A 15,024-nucleotide genomic window follows, 5' to 3' on the forward strand; every position below is an offset into this window, starting at 1 on the left:
GGGCGACGGCACGGTCGGGCCGCACGGTCAGAGCAGATGGTCGGCCGCGCCGGACTTCACCGCGGAGATCAGCGCCCGCAGTGCCTCCAGGGAGTCGCTGACGTATGTGGTGGCGTCCGTGGTGGAGCCGATGTACGCCCTGCCCTGGTCGTCGAGTCCGAAGCGGAAGCAGTTGGCGCCCTCGCTGCAGAAGGCTTCGTCCCACCGGATGTCGGTCATGGTCACTCTCCTCAGAGGTCCTGGGCTATGGAACGGATGAAGTCGCGCGACTCCTCGGCAGGCATCGCGAGTGCGCGCAGGCGCTCCAACAGGCCGCGGTAGCGGCGCAGTTGCATGTCGGAGTCCAGCAGCATCGAACCATGCGAGGAGTCGAGCTGTACGGTGTCGAGCTGCGGCACCGCCGCGCCCACGTAGGTGAACGACTGTCCCGCGCCCGGGAAACCGCCGGCCGCGAACGGGATCACCCGGACGGTGATCCGGTCCCGCTCGGACTGCCCGAGGATGTGGTCGAGCTGGGCCCGCGCCACCTTCGGGCCGCCGAACTGCATGCGCAGCGCCGCCTCGTGGATCACGGATTCGTACAGCGGCGGAACGTCCCGTTCCAGCACCTCCTGGCGGCGCAGCCGCAGCGAGAGCCGGGCCAGCAGATCGGGTCCGGGCAGGCGCGGATCGGCGGTGTCGAAGACGGCCCGCGCGTGCTCCTCGGTCTGGAGCAGACCGGGGATGTGTGTGGTGGTGGAGGTGGTCAACTCCGCCGCGTGGTATTCGAGTTCGGCGATGTCGAGCAGGGCGGGCAGCAGCATGCCGCGATGCTCCTCCCACCAGCCCCTGGCGCGTTCCTGGGCCATCGCGGCGAGCAGGTCGACCAGTCCGGTGTCCGGGCATCCGTAGTTGAACGCGAGTGTGCGCACCCGCTCGGCGCTGATGCCGAACCGTCCCGATTCGATGTTCGGGATGCGGGTGCGGTCGACGCCGAGCAGGGCGGCGGCCTGCTGCACCGGCATGCCCGACTGCTCGCGCAGTTTGCGCAGTTCGTACCCGAGTCGCTGCTGCCGGGCGGTCGGGGTGCTTCTGGGCGGCACGGAATGGCTCCTTCCGGTGAGGGGGAACGAAATGACCGGAAGCGCACAACTGGTAGCACTGTGCTCCATGGTGCGCTACGGTCGGTAGCGCAAGTCTCACACGGGGCGACCGCGCCTATGTGTGATCGTCACCACAATTACCGAAATGTGAGCATCTTGATGAAAGGCGCACTGCGTTGTCTCCCGGCTGTCGCACCTGCCGGGCCCCACCCGCCGGTGGCCGACAACCTGAGTTATTCGTTCGCACTGCCCGGCGGCGCCTTCTGCGCCGGTCTCGCACGCGGGGCCGTCGGCGACCTCCTCACCCGGCACGGCCTCGCGGAGCTGCGGGAGACGGCGGTCCTGGCCGCCTCCGAACTGGTCGGCACCGCCTACCGGTTCACCCCGGACCGGGAGATGCTGCTGCGGGTGCACTGGCAGTTCGACGCCCTCCGCATCACGCTCTACGACCAGCACCCCTCCCACGGCTCGGCCGTGACGTCCGAGCGGTGCCGCGAGCGCCGCAACGAGAGCATGTGGCTGCTGGCCGCCGCGGTCGACGCGCACGGCGGGGACTGGGGCCTGGCGCCCGCGCTGACTCCGTCGGGCGGCTGCAAGGCCTGGGCCTTACTCCACCGGTGACCCGCACCGTCCGCGCACGGCGCCCCCGGCGGTGCGGGCCGCCGCGCGCGCGGTCAGCAGGGGCCGCCGAGCAGATCGGTCAGACTGCCGTCCAGGTCCAGGAACCGGTGCTCGTCGCCGGCCGGCACCATGTCCTGCGCCCGTTCCAGGAAGCGCCGCAGCTCCGCCGTGCGGACGTGCACCATGGCGATGCCCTCGGCGGCGTGGAACTCCAGGACCGTACGGTCGTAGCCGAACGGCCTGACGCGTACGTCCCCCACACCGGCCGGTCCGTCCATCCCCGCGGTCAGCAGCTCCCGGGAGAACTCCCAGGCGACCTCGGTGCCTTCCAGGGTCGCCGGGGCGGGGAAGGCCATGCGCACGGCGAACGGATCCTTCGGGTCGTACTGCAAGGTGGCGGGAAGGGTCTCCATCCGCGGCGCGGATGCGACCATGCGGGCCTGCACGGACTGCTGGATGACGGTGGACAAGACCTGCTCCCTTTCTCGGCCAGATGAACGGTTCCCGGCACCGATGAAGACGACGGAGGCCCCGCATCCGTGCACCGGAAGGGGGCGTGAGCTGCGTCACCGCCCGCGGCCGCGCCGCGCGGCCCGTTCCCGGCGAGCCCTGGACGGGGCCCGGCTCGTGGGCTAGCTTCCAGCGCCATGAGGGTCAAGGGGAAGACGAGACGACTGATGTCATGGGGGCTCTGCGCGGCCGCGCTGACCGCCGCACTGGCCGCACCGCCCGCCGCGGCGGCTCCGGGGGACCGGCACCGGCCCGGCGAGCGGCCGGTCTGGACGCTCACCGACACCGGGACCGACGCCCGCTTCCGCGGCCTCGCCGCCGTGAGCCGCCGCACCGCCTGGGTCGCGGGTACGAAGGGCACGGTGCTGCGCACCTCCGACGGCGGCCGGCACTGGCGCGACGTGTCACCGCCGGGCGCGGCACAGGAGGCGCTGGAGTTCCGCGACATCGAGGCCTTCGACGCCCGGCGCGCGGTGGCGCTGGCCATCGGCGAGGGCGAGGCCTCCCGGGTGTACCGCACCGACGACGGGGGAGCGACCTGGACGGAGTCGTTCCGCAACACCGACGCGCGTGCCTTCTACGACTGCCTCACCTTCTTCGACAGCAGGCACGGGCTGGCGATGAGCGATCCGGTGGACGGCAGATACCGCATCCTGTCCACCGCGGACGGCGGCCGGAACTGGCGGGTGCTGCCCACCCGGGGCATGCCCGAGGCGCAGCCGGGCGAGGCGGGGTTCGCCGCCAGCGGCCAGTGCCTGGTCTCCTCGGGTCCCCGGGACGTCTGGCTGGCGACCGGCGGCGCCGCCACCGCGCGGGTGCTGCACTCCGCGGACCGCGGGCTGACCTGGACCGCGTCCGCGTCGACGATCCCGGCCGGCGACCCGGCCCGGGGCGTCTTCGGACTGGCCTTCCGCGACCGGCACCACGGCATCGCGGTCGGCGGCGACTACCGGGCCGGGGAGCCCTCGCCGGACGCCGCGGCCGTGACGGGCGACGGCGGCCGCACCTGGCGGCAGGCCGCGGCCCCGCCGCCCGCCTATCGCTCGGGGGTCGCCTGGCTGCCGCACAGCAGGTCCGGCGCGCTGGCGGTCGGCCCGACCGGAACCGACCTCACCACGGACGGCGGCCGCACCTGGCGCACGGTCGACACCGGGTCGTACGACACCGTCGACTGCGCACCGGACGGCGGCTGCTGGGCCGCGGGCGAGCAGGGACGGGTGGCGCGCGCGGGGCGCTGAGCGCGGCCGCGACTCCTCCGGGGGCGGGACGAGATCCCCGCCCGCCTCCGGGGGCAGAGCCCGCTATCCGGGCAACTGCTGCCGGTACGGGGCGAGTTCCTCCGAGGTCTTCGTCGCGATGAACTCCGTGATCCGGTACGCGCAGACGCCCTGCCGCGCGAACGGATCGGCCGCGACCGTCTCCTCGATCCGGGCGCGGTCGTCGCCCACGGCGAGGATCACCCCGCCGTCGCGCGGGTTCTTGCGGCCCGAGGCGATGAACACCCCGGCCGCGTACTGCGTGTCCAGCCAGGCGACGTGGTCCGGCAGCAGCGCGTCCACGCGCTCGACGGGGGCGGTGTAGGTCAACTCCAGTACGAACATGATCGCCAGGCTACGGGACGCGTCCCGGCGGCCCCCGGGCACCGTCCGGGTCTTTCGCCCGGATCGGGCCGGGACCGGGGAGCGGGGCACACGGCCCCGGCGTGATCCGGGCGAAAGACCCCCGGGGCTGTCCCGTGATTCCCGGTGGATCGGCGCGCGGAGTCGGACGCGGTGCGCCGCGAGGCGCAGGGGCGCCCGAATACCGGATGTGTCCGGGCGTTCCGACAACGCGGCGAGGTGCCGTGGCTGTCGCCGCGCGCCCGCCAGGACGTACGGGACAGCCCTTAGACTCGGCGTCACGATGACAGACCTTCCGATGCCGGCCGACGAGGCCGAGGCCCGAGCCGTCCAGGACGCCCTGCGCACCCGCGTGGTGCTCGACGAACCCGGCCCGCCGCCCGGCACCGGGCGGGTCACCGGGGTCGATGTCGCCTACGACGACGAGCGCGATGCCGTCGTCGCGGCCGCGGTCGTCCTGGACGCGGCGACGCTCGACGTGGTCGCCGAGACCACCGCCGTGGGCCGGATCACCTTCCCGTACGTCCCCGGCCTCCTCGCCTTCCGGGAGATCCCGACCGTGCTGGCCGCCCTCGAATCCCTGCCGGTCGACCCGGGGCTCGTGATCTGCGACGGATACGGCCGGGCGCACCCGCGCCGCTTCGGGCTCGCCGCCCACCTCGGGGTGCTCACCGGTCTCCCGGTGTTCGGCGTCGCCAAGAACCCCTTCACCTTCTCCTACGAGCAGCCGGGCCCCCGCCGGGGCGACTGGTCGCCGTTGCTGGACGGTGAGGAGGAGGTCGGCCGGGCGCTGCGCACCCAGGACGGGGTCAAACCCGTCTTCGTCTCCGTCGGGCACCGGACCGGCCTGGACAACGCCTGCGCCCACACCCTGCTGCTGGCCCGTGACTTCCGCCAGCCGGAGACCACCCGCAGGGCCGACGCGCTCTGCCGGCGGACCCTGCGGGAGGCGACCGTCTGAGCCCGCTCCCCGGCCCCTGGCCGGATCCGGCGGGCCGCCGGTAGGTTCTGTGCGGTGGACGAGAGGGAGACGCGGGGCCGGACGGCGACGGGCGACGGGGCACGAATCCGCTGGGTGGCGCGGGGCGACACCACGCGGAGGCCCCCCGTGGTCATGCTCCACGGCGGGCCGGGACTGCCGGACTACCTGCACGACGTCGCCGCGACCGTGGCGGACCTCGCGCCCGTGTACCGCTACGACCAGCGCGGTACGGCCGGGTCCCCGTGGCAGGGCCGTCACACCTTCGCCCGGCACGTCGACGACCTCGCCGAGCTCCTCGACGCCTGGGAAGCGCCCTCGGCGGTGCTGGTCGGACACTCCTACGGAGCCGCCCTGGCCGCCCGCTTCTGCCTCGCGCACCCGGGCCGGGTGGCCGCGATGCTGCTGATGTGCGGACCGTTCGTCGGCGAGTGGCGCACGGGCGACCGGGCGGCACGTGAGCGCCGCATGACCCCGGCGCAGCGGGAACGGCTCCAGGAGTTGCAGCGCTCGGCGCACCGCACGAAGGACCAGGAGACCGAGTTGCTCGCGCTCTCCTGGTTCACCGACCACGCCGACCCCGTACGAGGCCGGCGCTGGGCCGAGCAGGGAGCCCGGCAACGCCGCCCGGTCAACTGGGCCATGAACCGTGAGCTGGGCGAGGAAGGGCGTGCGGACCCGCTCGACCGGCATCTCGACGAGCTGCGCGACCGCCTGCCCGCGCGGGCGGAGATCCTCGGCGGAGCGGAGGACCCCCGCCCGGTGTCGGCACTCGCGTCACTCGCGCGGCGGCTCGGTGTCCCGCTGACCCGGATCGAGGCCGCGGGACACGAACCCTGGCTCGAACAGCCCGAAGTCACCCGTGCGCACCTGCGGAGATTCGTACGCGGCGCGCCAGGGCCGTCCGGCCCGGACCCGCACGCGTCGCGCGCCGGGGGCTGAGGACGACGGATCGGCGGACCCGTTCGGGAAGCCGCGCCCGCCGTCGTCCTCCTGCCCGCTCCGGCTCGGGACGCGGAGAACGGCCTGGTGTGTCCGGCGGGCGCGGTCCACTCCGCCGGGACGGCGCGGCAGGCAGCGCAGGTCGTGGGACAAGCTGAGTACCCGTACGGATACCGTTTGCCGATCATGACCGGCAAGCTTGCCCATATGAACGAACATCGAACGTCCACACGACCCGGCACCGTCTATCTCGCTCAGCGCCGGGTCGCGGTGGGGATGACACTCGGCATGATCGCGGGGGTGGCCTGGGCCGTCTCGATGATCGTCACGCTGGTGTCCTGGGCGCTCTGAGCCCGCCCCGCCGAACGCCGCCGCTCCCGCCCGGCGCCCGTACGGCTCAGCGGGTGGCCGCCACCCGGAAGCGCAGACCGGCCGAGCGCAGCCGCTCCAGGAGCGCGTCCCCCATCGCGGCGGCCGTGGTGACCTGCCCCGAGGTCGGCGGGAGTTCGTCCAGGGCGAGGCAGAGCGCGGACTGGGCCAGCATCTTCGCCGTCTCGCCGTAGCCGGGGTCGCCGCCCGAGACCTCGGTGAAGACCCGGTGGCCGCCGCCCGCGCCGACGAAGCGCACGGTGAACCAGCTGCGCGCGCGCCGCTCCGCGTCCGGGCCCCGGCCCGGCTCGTACCGGTCCATCAGCCAGGACCGGGCCGCCGGAACCTGTGCGGCACCCAGCAGCGCGCCGACCGCGGCGGCACCGCCGAGGGCCATGGGCAGGTGCCGTACCGAGGCGAAGTGGCGGTAGCGGAAGTCGGGGCCGTACCGGGCGAGCGCCCGCGCGGAGCGCTCGACGACCCGGGGGTCCAGGGTCGGCAGCGGGAGCGCCCAGGTGCCGGTCTCCGCGCTGAAGTGCGGCGCGCCGAGCGGGGCACGGGCCCTGCGGGCGACCAGCCGGGGCTCGTGCAGCCGCCGTTCCCGGGCCGCGCCCAGCATCCGCGGCCCCCGGCCCATCGCGGTGAGCGCCGAGGCGAACGTACCGCCGGAGAAGAGGGCGTTGCTGCGTACGAACCCGTCGACGGCCAGCGGCACGTCCCGCGGGAGCTGCCGGACGGTGAAGTACACCCCGAGGTCGTGCGGCACCGAGTCGAAGCCGCAGGCGTGCACGATCCGGGCCCCGGTCTCGCGGGCCCGCGCGTCGTGCTCCAGATACATCCGGTCCACGAACTCCGCCTCACCGGTGAGGTCCGCGTAGTCCGTCCCCGCCTCGGCGCAGGCCGCCACCAGCTTCTCGCCGTACCAGACGTAGGGGCCCACCGTCGTGGCCACCACATGGGCCGATTCGGCGAGTTCGCGCAGGGCGTGCGCGTCGTCGGCGTCGGCGTGCAGCAGCGGGAGGTCCGCGTGGCGCGGGTCGCTCGCGGCGAGCCGTTCACGCAGGCGCTCCAGCTTGGCCCGGTCGCGTCCGGCCACCGCCCAGCGGCAGCCGGCGGGTGCGTGGGCGGCCAGATATTCGGCGGTGAGGGCGCCCACGAAACCGGTGGCGCCGAAAAGGACCACGTCATAGGGGCGTCGTGCGTCGTTCTGCCTGTTCACGCGTGCCTCCGCGGGGGGCTGGTGCCGGTGTGGCAGCCAGAGGTTAGCGGAGGGGGTCGTGGCGGTGTGCGGCAGGGCGGCACCGGTGGGGGAGGATCCGGAGGAAGCACTCGGAACGTCCGGCAGCGGATCGCGCGGCGGCGCGGGGCCGGGGCACGCGCCTCGCGGCGGCGTCGGTCACCACGGCTCGCTCCTCCGCCCCGCGACGCGGGCGCCCGGCCCGCTGCTCCACCCGTGCCGCGTGCCGCCGGACGCTCTAAGCGCTTGCTCGGCCAAAAGGGTTGTGCGGAGCGCGGTGCGTTCTTAGCATCATCGATGTTACATCAGTTGTGTCATACCGCTGGGGGCTTGATGGCAACGACGGACCACGGCTCGCACGGCCCGCTGGCAGGGGTGCGGGTGGTCGAACTGGCAGGCATCGGGCCCGGCCCGTTCGCCGCGATGCTCCTGGCCGATCTCGGTGCGGACGTCGTCAGGGTCGACCGGCCCGGCGGCGCCGGGCTGGGCATCGACCCCGCGTACGACCTCACCAACCGCAACAAGCGTTCCGTGCTCGTCGACCTCAAGGCCGAGGGCGGAGCCGCCGCGGTGCTCGAACTGGCCGAGCGCGCCGACATCCTGATCGAGGGTTACCGCCCGGGTGTCGCCGAACGTCTCGGCGTCGGACCCGATGCCGCGCTGGCCCGCAATCCGCGGCTCGTGTACGGGCGGATGACCGGCTGGGGCCAGGACGGACCGCTCGCCGAACGGGCCGGGCACGATGCCGCCTACATCGCGCTGACCGGCACCCTCTCCATGATCGGCAGGGCCGGGGAGCCGCCCGTCCTCCCGGCCAATCTCGTCGGGGACTACGCGGGCGGTTCGCTCTATCTCGTCGTCGGGGTGCTCGCCGCGCTCCAGCACGCCCGCACCCCCGGCGGCCGGGGTCAGGTCGTGGACGCCGCGATCGTGGACGGGGCCGCCCACCTCGCCACGATGATCCACGGCATGCTGGCGGCCGGCGGCTGGCAGGACCGGCGCGGCTCCAACCTCCTGGACGGCGGCTGCCCGTTCTACGGCACCTACGAGACCGCCGACGGCCAGTACATGGCGGTCGGGCCGCTGGAGCAGCGGTTCTACGAGGAGTTCGGCAGGCTCCTCGGCATCGAGGACACGGCCCCGGACCGGAGCGACATCACCCGGTGGGAGGAGCTGCGCACGGTCGTCGCCGACCGGTTCCGGACCCGTACGCGTGCCGAGTGGACCGAGGTGTTCGAGGGATCGGACGCCTGCGTCGCCCCGGTCCTCTCGCTCCGCGAGGCGCCCCACCACCCGCACATCGCCGCCCGCGCCACCTTCGTCGAGCACGGCGGCCTCACCCAGCCTGCGCCCGCGCCCCGATTCTCCGCGACCCCCGCCTCCGTACGCCGGGGCCCCGCGCGACCCGGTGCGGACACCGCGGCCGTCGCCGCCGACTGGGACGTACCCGGTCTCGCGGCACCGTGATCCCCGCCGGGCCCCGACCGGCCCGGCCCGCGCCCACCCCGAGAACCGGCTCCAGGAGGCCCGCAGTGCAGCGGCAGATCTTCACCGAAGAGCACGACGCGTTCCGCGAGACCGTGCGCACCTTCCTCAGCAAGGAGGTCCTCCCGCACTACGAGCAGTGGGAGCGGGACGGCATCGTCTCCCGCGAGGCCTGGCTCGCGGCCGGCCGCCAGGGGCTGCTGGGCCTCGCCGTACCCGAGGAGTACGGGGGCGGCGGCAACACCGACTTCCGCTACAGCGCCGTGCTCGCCGAGGAGTTCACCCGGGCCGGCACCCCCGGCCTCGCGCTCGGGCTGCACAACGACATCATCGGTCCCTACCTCACCGGTCTGGCCACCGACGCGCAGAAGCGGCGCTGGCTGCCCGGCTTCTGCAGCGGCAGGACCATCACCGCCATCGCCATGACCGAGCCCGGCGCGGGCTCCGACCTCCAGGGCATCCGCACCACCGCCGAGGACAAGGGCGACCACTGGCTGCTCAACGGGTCCAAGACCTTCATCTCCAACGGCATCCTCGCCGACCTGGTCGTCGTCGTCGCGAAGACCACCCCGCAGGGCGGCGCGAAGGGGCTCTCGCTGATCGTCGTCGAACGCGGCGCGGAGGGCTTCGAGCGGGGACGCAACCTCGACAAGATCGGCCAGAAGTCCCAGGACACCGCCGAGCTGTTCTTCAACGACGTGCGCGTGCCCAAGGAGAACCTGCTCGGTGAGCGGGACGGCGCCTTCATCCATCTGATGACCAACCTCGCGCAGGAGCGCATGGGCATAGCGGTGGCCGGAATCGCCGCGGCGGAACACCTGCTGGAGATCACCACACGGTACGTCAAGGAGCGCGAGGCCTTCGGACGGCCGCTCGCCAAGCTCCAGCACATCAGGTTCGAGATCGCCGAGATGGCCACCGAGTGCGCCGTCACCCGCGCCTTCCTCGACCGCTGCATCGTCGACCACTGCGACGGGACCCTCGACGCCGTGCACGCCTCGATGGCCAAGTGGTGGGCCACCGAACTGCAGAAGCGCGTCGCCGACCGCTGTCTCCAACTGCACGGCGGCTACGGCTACATGACGGAGTATCCGATCGCCAGGGCGTTCACCGACGGCCGTATCCAGACCATCTACGGCGGCACGACCGAGATCATGAAGGAGATCATCGGCCGCTCGCTGCTCGCCTGACCCGTCGCACAACCACCCCGAAAGGCTGCTGACTTGAGTACCGAAGCATTCGTCTACGACGCGATCCGCACCCCGCGCGGCCGCGGCAAGGCCAACGGCGCCCTGCACGGCACCAAGCCGATCGACCTGGTCGTCGGCCTCATCCATGAGATCCGCGGCCGCTTCCCCGGCCTCGACCCGGCGGCCATCGACGACATCGTCCTCGGCGTGGTCAGCCCGCTCGGCGACCAGGGCTCCGACATCGCCCGTATCGCCGCCATCGCCGCCGGGCTCCCGGACACCGTCGCCGGAGTCCAGGAGAACCGCTTCTGCGCCTCGGGCCTGGAGGCCGTCAACCTGGCCGCCGCGAAGGTCCGCTCGGGCTGGGAGGACCTCGTGCTCGCGGGCGGCGTCGAGTCGATGTCCCGCGTCCCGATGGGCTCCGACGGCGGCGCCTGGGCGATGGACCCGATGACCAACTTCGAGACCGGCTTCGCCCCGCAGGGCGTCGGCGCCGACCTCATCGCCACCATCGAGGGCTTCTCCCGCCGCGACGTGGACGAGTTCGCCGCGCTCTCCCAGGAGCGCGCCGCCGAGGCGTGGAAGGACGGCCGCTTCGCGCGCTCCGTCGTCCCCGTCAAGGACCGCAACGGCCTCGTCGTGCTCGACCACGACGAACACATGCGGCCCGGCACCACCGCCGACTCGCTCGCCGCACTCAAGCCCTCCTTCGCGGCGATCGGCGAGATGGGCGGCTTCGACGCGGTGGCGCTCCAGAAGTACCACTGGGTCGAGAAGATCGACCACGTCCACCACGCCGGCAACTCCTCCGGCATCGTCGACGGCGCCGCGCTCGTCGTGATCGGCAACCAGGAGGTCGGCGAGCGCCACGGACTGACGCCGCGCGCCCGGATCGTCTCCGCCGCCGTCTCCGGCTCCGAGCCGACCATCATGCTGACCGGCCCCGCCCCCGCCACCCGCAAGGCGCTCGCCAAGGCCGGGCTGACCATCGACGACATCGACCTGGTCGAGATCAACGAGGCGTTCGCCGGCGTCGTGCTCCGCTTCGCCCGGGACATGAAGCTCCCGATCGACAAGATCAACGTCAACGGCGGCGCCATCGCCCTCGGCCACCCGCTCGGCGCCACCGGCGCGATGATCCTCGGCACGCTCATCGACGAACTGGAGCGCCGCGACCAGCGCTACGGCCTCGCCACCCTCTGCGTCGGCGGCGGCATGGGCGTCGCCACCGTCATCGAGCGTCTCTGACCGTCCCCGGCCACCCCTGCTTACGGAGAAGACAGACACATGACCGAGAGCACGACCATCCGCTGGGAACAGGACGAGACCGGCGTCGTCACCCTCGTACTCGACGATCCCGACCAGTCCGCCAACACGATGAACCAGGCCTTCAAGGACTCCATCGCGGCCGTCGCGGACCGCGCCGAGGCCGAGAAGGACACCATCCGCGGCATCATCTACACCTCCGCCAAGAAGAGCTTCTTCGCGGGCGGCGACCTCAAGGACATGATCAAGGTCGGTCCCGAGAACGCCCAGCAGGCCTTCGACACCGGCACCGCCATCAAGAACTCGCTGCGCCGCATCGAGACCCTGGGCAAGCCCGTGGTCGCCGCCATCAACGGCGCGGCCCTCGGCGGCGGTTACGAGATCGCGCTCGCCTCGCACCACCGCGTCGCGCTCGACGCGCCCGGTTCCCGGATCGGCCTGCCCGAGGTCACCCTCGGCCTGCTGCCCGCGGGCGGCGGCGTCACCCGCACCGTACGCCTCATGGGCATCGCCGACGCCCTGCTGAAGGTCCTCCTCCAGGGCACCCAGTACACCCCGCGGCGCGCCCTGGAGAACGGTCTGGTCCACGAGGTCGCCGCCACCCGCGAGGAGATGCTCGAAAAGGCCCGCGCCTTCATCGACGCCCACCCCGAATCCCAGCAGCCCTGGGACGTCAAGGGATACCGGATCCCCGGCGGCACCCCGTCCAACCCGAAGTTCGCCGCCAATCTGCCGGCCTTCCCCTCGAACCTGAAGAAGCAGCTCGCCGGGGCCCCGATGCCCGCGCCCCGCAACATCCTGGCCGCCGCCGTCGAGGGCTCCCAGGTCGACTTCGAGACCGCCCTGACCATCGAGGCCCGCTACTTCACCGAGCTGGTCACCGGCCAGGTCGCGAAGAACATGATCCAGGCGTTCTTCTTCGACCTCCAGGCCGTCAACTCCGGCGCCAGCCGCCCCAAGGGCATCGAGGAGCGCCAGGTCACCAAGGTCGCCGTGCTCGGCGCCGGGATGATGGGCGCGGGCATCGCGTACTCCTGCGCCCGCGCCGGGATCGACGTCGTGCTCAAGGACGTCTCCGCCGAGGCGGCGGCCAAGGGCAAGGCGTACAGCGAGAAGCTGCTCGACAAGGCGCTCTCCCGGGGCCGCACCACCGAGGCGAAGCGCGACGAGCTGCTGGCCATGATCACCCCGACCGGCGACCCGGCCGACCTCGCGGGCTGCGACGCCGTCATCGAGGCCGTCTTCGAGGACACCGCGCTCAAGCACAAGGTCTTCCAGGAGATCCAGGACATCGTCGAGCCGGACGCGCTGCTCTGCTCCAACACCTCGACCCTGCCCATCACCGTCCTCGCCGAAGGCGTCTCGCGCCCGGCCGACTTCATCGGACTGCACTTCTTCTCGCCCGTGGACAAGATGCCGCTGGTGGAGATCATCAAGGGCGAGCAGACCGGTGACGAGGCGCTGGCCCGCGCCTTCGACCTGGTCCGCCGGATCAAGAAGACCCCGATCGTCGTCAACGACTCACGCGGCTTCTTCACCTCGCGCGTCATCGGCCAGTTCATCAACGAGGGCGTCGCCATGGTCGGCGAGGGCGTCGAGCCCGCGTCCGTGGAACAGGCCGCGGCGCAGTCCGGCTACCCGGCCAAGGTGCTCTCGCTGATGGACGAGCTGACGCTGACCCTGCCCCGCAAGATCCGCAACGAGACCAGGCGGGCCGTCGAGGAGGCCGGCGGCACCTGGCCCGGACACCCCTCGGACGCGGTGATCGACCGGATGGTCGACGAGTTCGGCCGGACGGGACGCAGCGGCGGCGCGGGCTTCTACGAGTACGACGAGAACGGCGGCCGCACCCGCCTCTGGCCCGGACTGCGGGAGCACTTCACCCGGCCGGACACCGACATCCCCTTCCTCGACATGAAGGAGCGGATGCTGTTCTCCGAGGCCCTGGACAGCGTCCGCTGCCTGGAGGAGAACGTCCTCCTCACGGTCGCCGACGCCAACATCGGCTCCATCATGGGGATCGGCTTCCCGCCGTGGACCGGCGGCGTGCTCCAGTACATCAACGGGTACGAGGGCGGTCTGCCCGGCTTCGTCGCCCGCGCCCGGGAACTCGCGGAGCGGTACGGCGACCGCTTCCTGCCGCCCGCGCTGCTCCTGGAGAAGGCCGAGAAGGGCGAGACCTTCCACGACTGACGTCCACGACTGACGTCCACGACCGGACCGCGGGCCGCGTTCACTGAGCCGTGAACGCGGCCCGCAGCTCCTCCTTCAACGACCGCTGGAAGGCGGTCACCAGCGCCTGGAGCACCATGGGCTGCATATGGGCGGACAGCGACTTCATCGCCGCCACGTGCTCAGGGTCCGACTCCCGCTCCCGGTAGGGACCCCACACCTCGTCCCGGAACAGCCGGGTCAGCTCCTGCGCGGCGGACCGGGAGTGCTCCAGCAGAACCGTGCGGGCGGCCAGGATCGTCTCGTGCGCGATCGGCACGCCGAGCAGCTCGACCCCGAGCCGCAGCAGCCCCGGGTCCACCCGGTAATTGCCGTCGACCGGCTCCGCGCGCTCCAGCACCCCCATCGCGGCCAGCCGCGCGATGTCCTGCCCGGTCAGCGCCCGGCCCGCCCGCCGCTCCAGCTCCGCCCGGGTCGCGTCCTCCGCGGAGTCCGGCGCCCAGGAGGCCACCAGGGCCCGGTGGATCGCCAGGTCGTGCGCGCTCAGGTCCGGCGGCAGCTGCTCCAGATACCGTTCGATCGCGGCCAGCGTCATGCCCTGGTGCTGGAGCTCCTCGATGAGCGCCAGCCGGGAGAGGTGCTCGTGGCCGTAATGGCCCACCCGGCGCGCTCCGATGACCGGGGGCGGCAGCAGCCCGCGGGTGCTGTAGAAACGCACCGTACGCACGGTCACCCCGGCGCGCGCCGCCAGCTCGTCGACGGTGAGCGTGGGCTCCTCGGCCCCGGTCGCCATATCTGCTCCTCGTGTCCGGCCCTGGGGGGACGCCGTGCGCGTGATCCACCTCGGTGCAACAGTATTGCTGTCTCACCAGTGATGTGAAAGTGCCCGTTGTCAGAGGCACCGCCTAACCTGAAGCCATGTCCGGGATTACCTACATCAAGGGGGACGCGACAGCGCCCCACGGCAAGGGCGTCAAGCTGATCGTCCATGTCTGCAACGACCTCGGCGGCTGGGGCAAGGGATTCGTCCTGGCGCTCTCGCGCCGCTGGCCCGAGCCCGAAGCGGCCTACCGTCGGTGGCACCGCGAGCGCGCGGGCAACGACTTCGGCCTCGGCGCGGTGCAGTTCGTGCAGGTGGACCCGTACACCTGGGTGGCCAACGCGGTGGGCCAGCGGGGGATGCGCAGGGGCAGCAACGGAGTCCCGGTGCGTTACGAGGCGATCGACACGGCGCTGGGCGCGGTGGCCGACCGGGCGCAGGAGCTGGGGGCCTCGGTCCACATGCCGCGGATCGGCTGCGGGCTGGCGGGCGGGACGTGGTCCCGCGTCGAGCCCCTGATAGAGAAGCGGCTGACCGCCCGGGACATAGCGGTGACGGTGTACGACTTCGACTGAGGGCCGCCTCGCCCTCCTCGCGCTCGGGCCGCTGCTCGCATGCCTGCCCTTTCTCCCGGGCCGGTCCCGCCGTGATCGCCGGGGCCTTCGACGGTCACGCGATCGTGACCGGCCGGAAGAAGCGTGACCGGCCGGAAGATGAAGGACGGCACGCACG

At 72.6% G+C, this 15,024-nt stretch carries 16 protein-coding genes; 10 read left to right on the forward strand and 6 right to left on the reverse strand.

The features are described from left to right. Nucleotides 1-27 precede the first annotated feature (27 nt). Together ACFVFH_RS22240 and ACFVFH_RS22245 are read right to left on the reverse strand one after the other, a co-directional pair. On the reverse strand, nt 28-219 hold the full coding sequence (locus ACFVFH_RS22240; RefSeq protein WP_383771425.1) for a hypothetical protein: 192 nt from the start codon (nt 217-219) through the stop codon (nt 28-30). An 11-nt stretch (nt 220-230) separates the two neighbouring features. After that, on the reverse strand, nt 231-1,082 hold the full coding sequence (locus ACFVFH_RS22245) for a Scr1 family TA system antitoxin-like transcriptional regulator (RefSeq protein WP_383771427.1): 852 nt from the start codon (nt 1,080-1,082) through the stop codon (nt 231-233). A gap of 216 nt (nt 1,083-1,298) precedes the next feature. Between ACFVFH_RS22245 and ACFVFH_RS22250 the strand changes: the two genes are divergently transcribed. Next, nucleotides 1,299-1,703, forward strand: a complete 405-nt coding sequence (locus ACFVFH_RS22250) for an ATP-binding protein (protein WP_383771429.1) — start codon at nt 1,299-1,301, stop codon at nt 1,701-1,703. Nucleotides 1,704-1,756: 53 nt separating this feature from the next. Here the strand turns inward: ACFVFH_RS22250 and ACFVFH_RS22255 are convergent, their stop codons facing one another. Next, nucleotides 1,757-2,173, reverse strand: coding sequence for an SsgA family sporulation/cell division regulator (locus ACFVFH_RS22255; protein WP_383771431.1), 417 nt, complete (start codon nt 2,171-2,173; stop codon nt 1,757-1,759). Between the two features lie 177 nt (nt 2,174-2,350). Between ACFVFH_RS22255 and ACFVFH_RS22260 the strand changes: the two genes are divergently transcribed. Continuing rightward, nucleotides 2,351-3,451 carry a WD40/YVTN/BNR-like repeat-containing protein gene (locus tag ACFVFH_RS22260; RefSeq protein ID WP_383771433.1) on the forward strand — a complete coding sequence of 367 codons (1,101 nt, stop codon included), beginning with the start codon at nt 2,351-2,353 and terminating at the stop codon, nt 3,449-3,451. Nucleotides 3,452-3,514: 63 nt separating this feature from the next. Here ACFVFH_RS22260 and ACFVFH_RS22265 read toward each other — a convergent pair whose 3' ends face one another. Then, a complete protein-coding gene (locus ACFVFH_RS22265) occupies nt 3,515-3,814 on the reverse strand; it encodes a YciI family protein (protein WP_383771435.1) in 300 nt (99 codons plus the stop codon). Between the two features lie 301 nt (nt 3,815-4,115). Here ACFVFH_RS22265 and ACFVFH_RS22270 point away from each other — a divergent pair, with 301 nt between their 5' ends. The 3 genes from ACFVFH_RS22270 (at nt 4,116) to mmpA (ending at nt 6,104) form a co-directional block, all read left to right on the forward strand. Continuing rightward, nucleotides 4,116-4,793, forward strand: a complete 678-nt coding sequence (locus tag ACFVFH_RS22270; RefSeq protein ID WP_383771437.1) for an endonuclease V — start codon at nt 4,116-4,118, stop codon at nt 4,791-4,793. A 153-nt stretch (nt 4,794-4,946) separates the two neighbouring features. After that, on the forward strand, nt 4,947-5,753 hold the full coding sequence (locus ACFVFH_RS22275) for an alpha/beta fold hydrolase (RefSeq protein ID WP_383771561.1): 807 nt from the start codon (nt 4,947-4,949) through the stop codon (nt 5,751-5,753). Nucleotides 5,754-5,939: 186 nt separating this feature from the next. Then, a complete protein-coding gene (mmpA, locus tag ACFVFH_RS22280) occupies nt 5,940-6,104 on the forward strand; it encodes a morphogenic membrane protein MmpA (protein ID WP_383771439.1) in 165 nt (54 codons plus the stop codon). A gap of 46 nt (nt 6,105-6,150) precedes the next feature. On the opposite strand, the gene ACFVFH_RS22285 is transcribed toward mmpA, so the two are convergent. Continuing rightward, the gene (locus ACFVFH_RS22285) at nt 6,151-7,341 is read right to left on the reverse strand and encodes a saccharopine dehydrogenase family protein (protein ID WP_383771441.1); all 1,191 of its coding nucleotides are present in this window, start codon (nt 7,339-7,341) and stop codon (nt 6,151-6,153) included. Between the two features lie 351 nt (nt 7,342-7,692). Between ACFVFH_RS22285 and ACFVFH_RS22290 the strand changes: the two genes are divergently transcribed. The 4 genes from ACFVFH_RS22290 to ACFVFH_RS22305 all read left to right on the forward strand — a co-directional run bounded on the left by ACFVFH_RS22290 (nt 7,693) and on the right by ACFVFH_RS22305 (nt 13,493). After that, nucleotides 7,693-8,826, forward strand: coding sequence for a CaiB/BaiF CoA transferase family protein (locus ACFVFH_RS22290; RefSeq protein ID WP_383771443.1), 1,134 nt, complete (start codon nt 7,693-7,695; stop codon nt 8,824-8,826). Nucleotides 8,827-8,891: 65 nt separating this feature from the next. Beyond that, nucleotides 8,892-10,034, forward strand: a complete 1,143-nt coding sequence (locus ACFVFH_RS22295; protein ID WP_383771445.1) for an acyl-CoA dehydrogenase family protein — start codon at nt 8,892-8,894, stop codon at nt 10,032-10,034. 33 nt (nt 10,035-10,067) lie between these two features. Further along, complete coding sequence (locus tag ACFVFH_RS22300; RefSeq protein WP_383771447.1) at nt 10,068-11,282, forward strand: acetyl-CoA C-acetyltransferase; 1,215 nt, start codon at nt 10,068-10,070, stop codon at nt 11,280-11,282. Nucleotides 11,283-11,321: 39 nt separating this feature from the next. Continuing rightward, nucleotides 11,322-13,493: a 3-hydroxyacyl-CoA dehydrogenase NAD-binding domain-containing protein gene (locus ACFVFH_RS22305; RefSeq protein ID WP_383771449.1), complete on the forward strand. Its 2,172-nt coding sequence runs from the start codon at nt 11,322-11,324 to the stop codon at nt 13,491-13,493. A gap of 40 nt (nt 13,494-13,533) precedes the next feature. Here the strand turns inward: ACFVFH_RS22305 and ACFVFH_RS22310 are convergent, their stop codons facing one another. Continuing rightward, nucleotides 13,534-14,265, reverse strand: coding sequence for a MerR family transcriptional regulator (locus tag ACFVFH_RS22310; protein WP_383771451.1), 732 nt, complete (start codon nt 14,263-14,265; stop codon nt 13,534-13,536). A gap of 125 nt (nt 14,266-14,390) precedes the next feature. Here ACFVFH_RS22310 and ACFVFH_RS22315 point away from each other — a divergent pair, with 125 nt between their 5' ends. After that, nucleotides 14,391-14,867, forward strand: coding sequence for a macro domain-containing protein (locus ACFVFH_RS22315; protein ID WP_383771453.1), 477 nt, complete (start codon nt 14,391-14,393; stop codon nt 14,865-14,867). Nucleotides 14,868-15,024: the final 157 nt, after the last annotated feature.

Source organism: Streptomyces sp. NPDC057697, from assembly GCF_042799335.1.
Taxonomy (GTDB): Bacteria; Actinomycetota; Actinomycetes; order Streptomycetales; family Streptomycetaceae; genus Streptomyces.

Excerpts from the sequence above, each read along its gene's own strand:
- ACFVFH_RS22290 (WP_383771443.1), top strand. The coding sequence starts at position 7,693 with ATGGCAACGACGGACCACGGCTCGCACGGCCCGCTGGCAGGGGTGCGG.
- ACFVFH_RS22275 (WP_383771561.1), top strand. The coding sequence starts at position 4,947 with ATGCTCCACGGCGGGCCGGGACTGCCGGACTACCTGCACGACGTCGCC.
- mmpA (WP_383771439.1), top strand. The coding sequence starts at position 5,940 with ATGACCGGCAAGCTTGCCCATATGAACGAACATCGAACGTCCACACGA.
- ACFVFH_RS22270 (WP_383771437.1), top strand. The coding sequence starts at position 4,116 with ATGACAGACCTTCCGATGCCGGCCGACGAGGCCGAGGCCCGAGCCGTC.
- ACFVFH_RS22315 (WP_383771453.1), top strand. The coding sequence starts at position 14,391 with ATGTCCGGGATTACCTACATCAAGGGGGACGCGACAGCGCCCCACGGC.
- ACFVFH_RS22240 (WP_383771425.1), bottom strand. The coding sequence starts at position 219 with ATGACCGACATCCGGTGGGACGAAGCCTTCTGCAGCGAGGGCGCCAAC.
- ACFVFH_RS22310 (WP_383771451.1), bottom strand. The coding sequence starts at position 14,265 with ATGGCGACCGGGGCCGAGGAGCCCACGCTCACCGTCGACGAGCTGGCG.
- ACFVFH_RS22260 (WP_383771433.1), top strand. The coding sequence starts at position 2,351 with ATGAGGGTCAAGGGGAAGACGAGACGACTGATGTCATGGGGGCTCTGC.
- ACFVFH_RS22265 (WP_383771435.1), bottom strand. The coding sequence starts at position 3,814 with ATGTTCGTACTGGAGTTGACCTACACCGCCCCCGTCGAGCGCGTGGAC.
- ACFVFH_RS22305 (WP_383771449.1), top strand. The coding sequence starts at position 11,322 with ATGACCGAGAGCACGACCATCCGCTGGGAACAGGACGAGACCGGCGTC.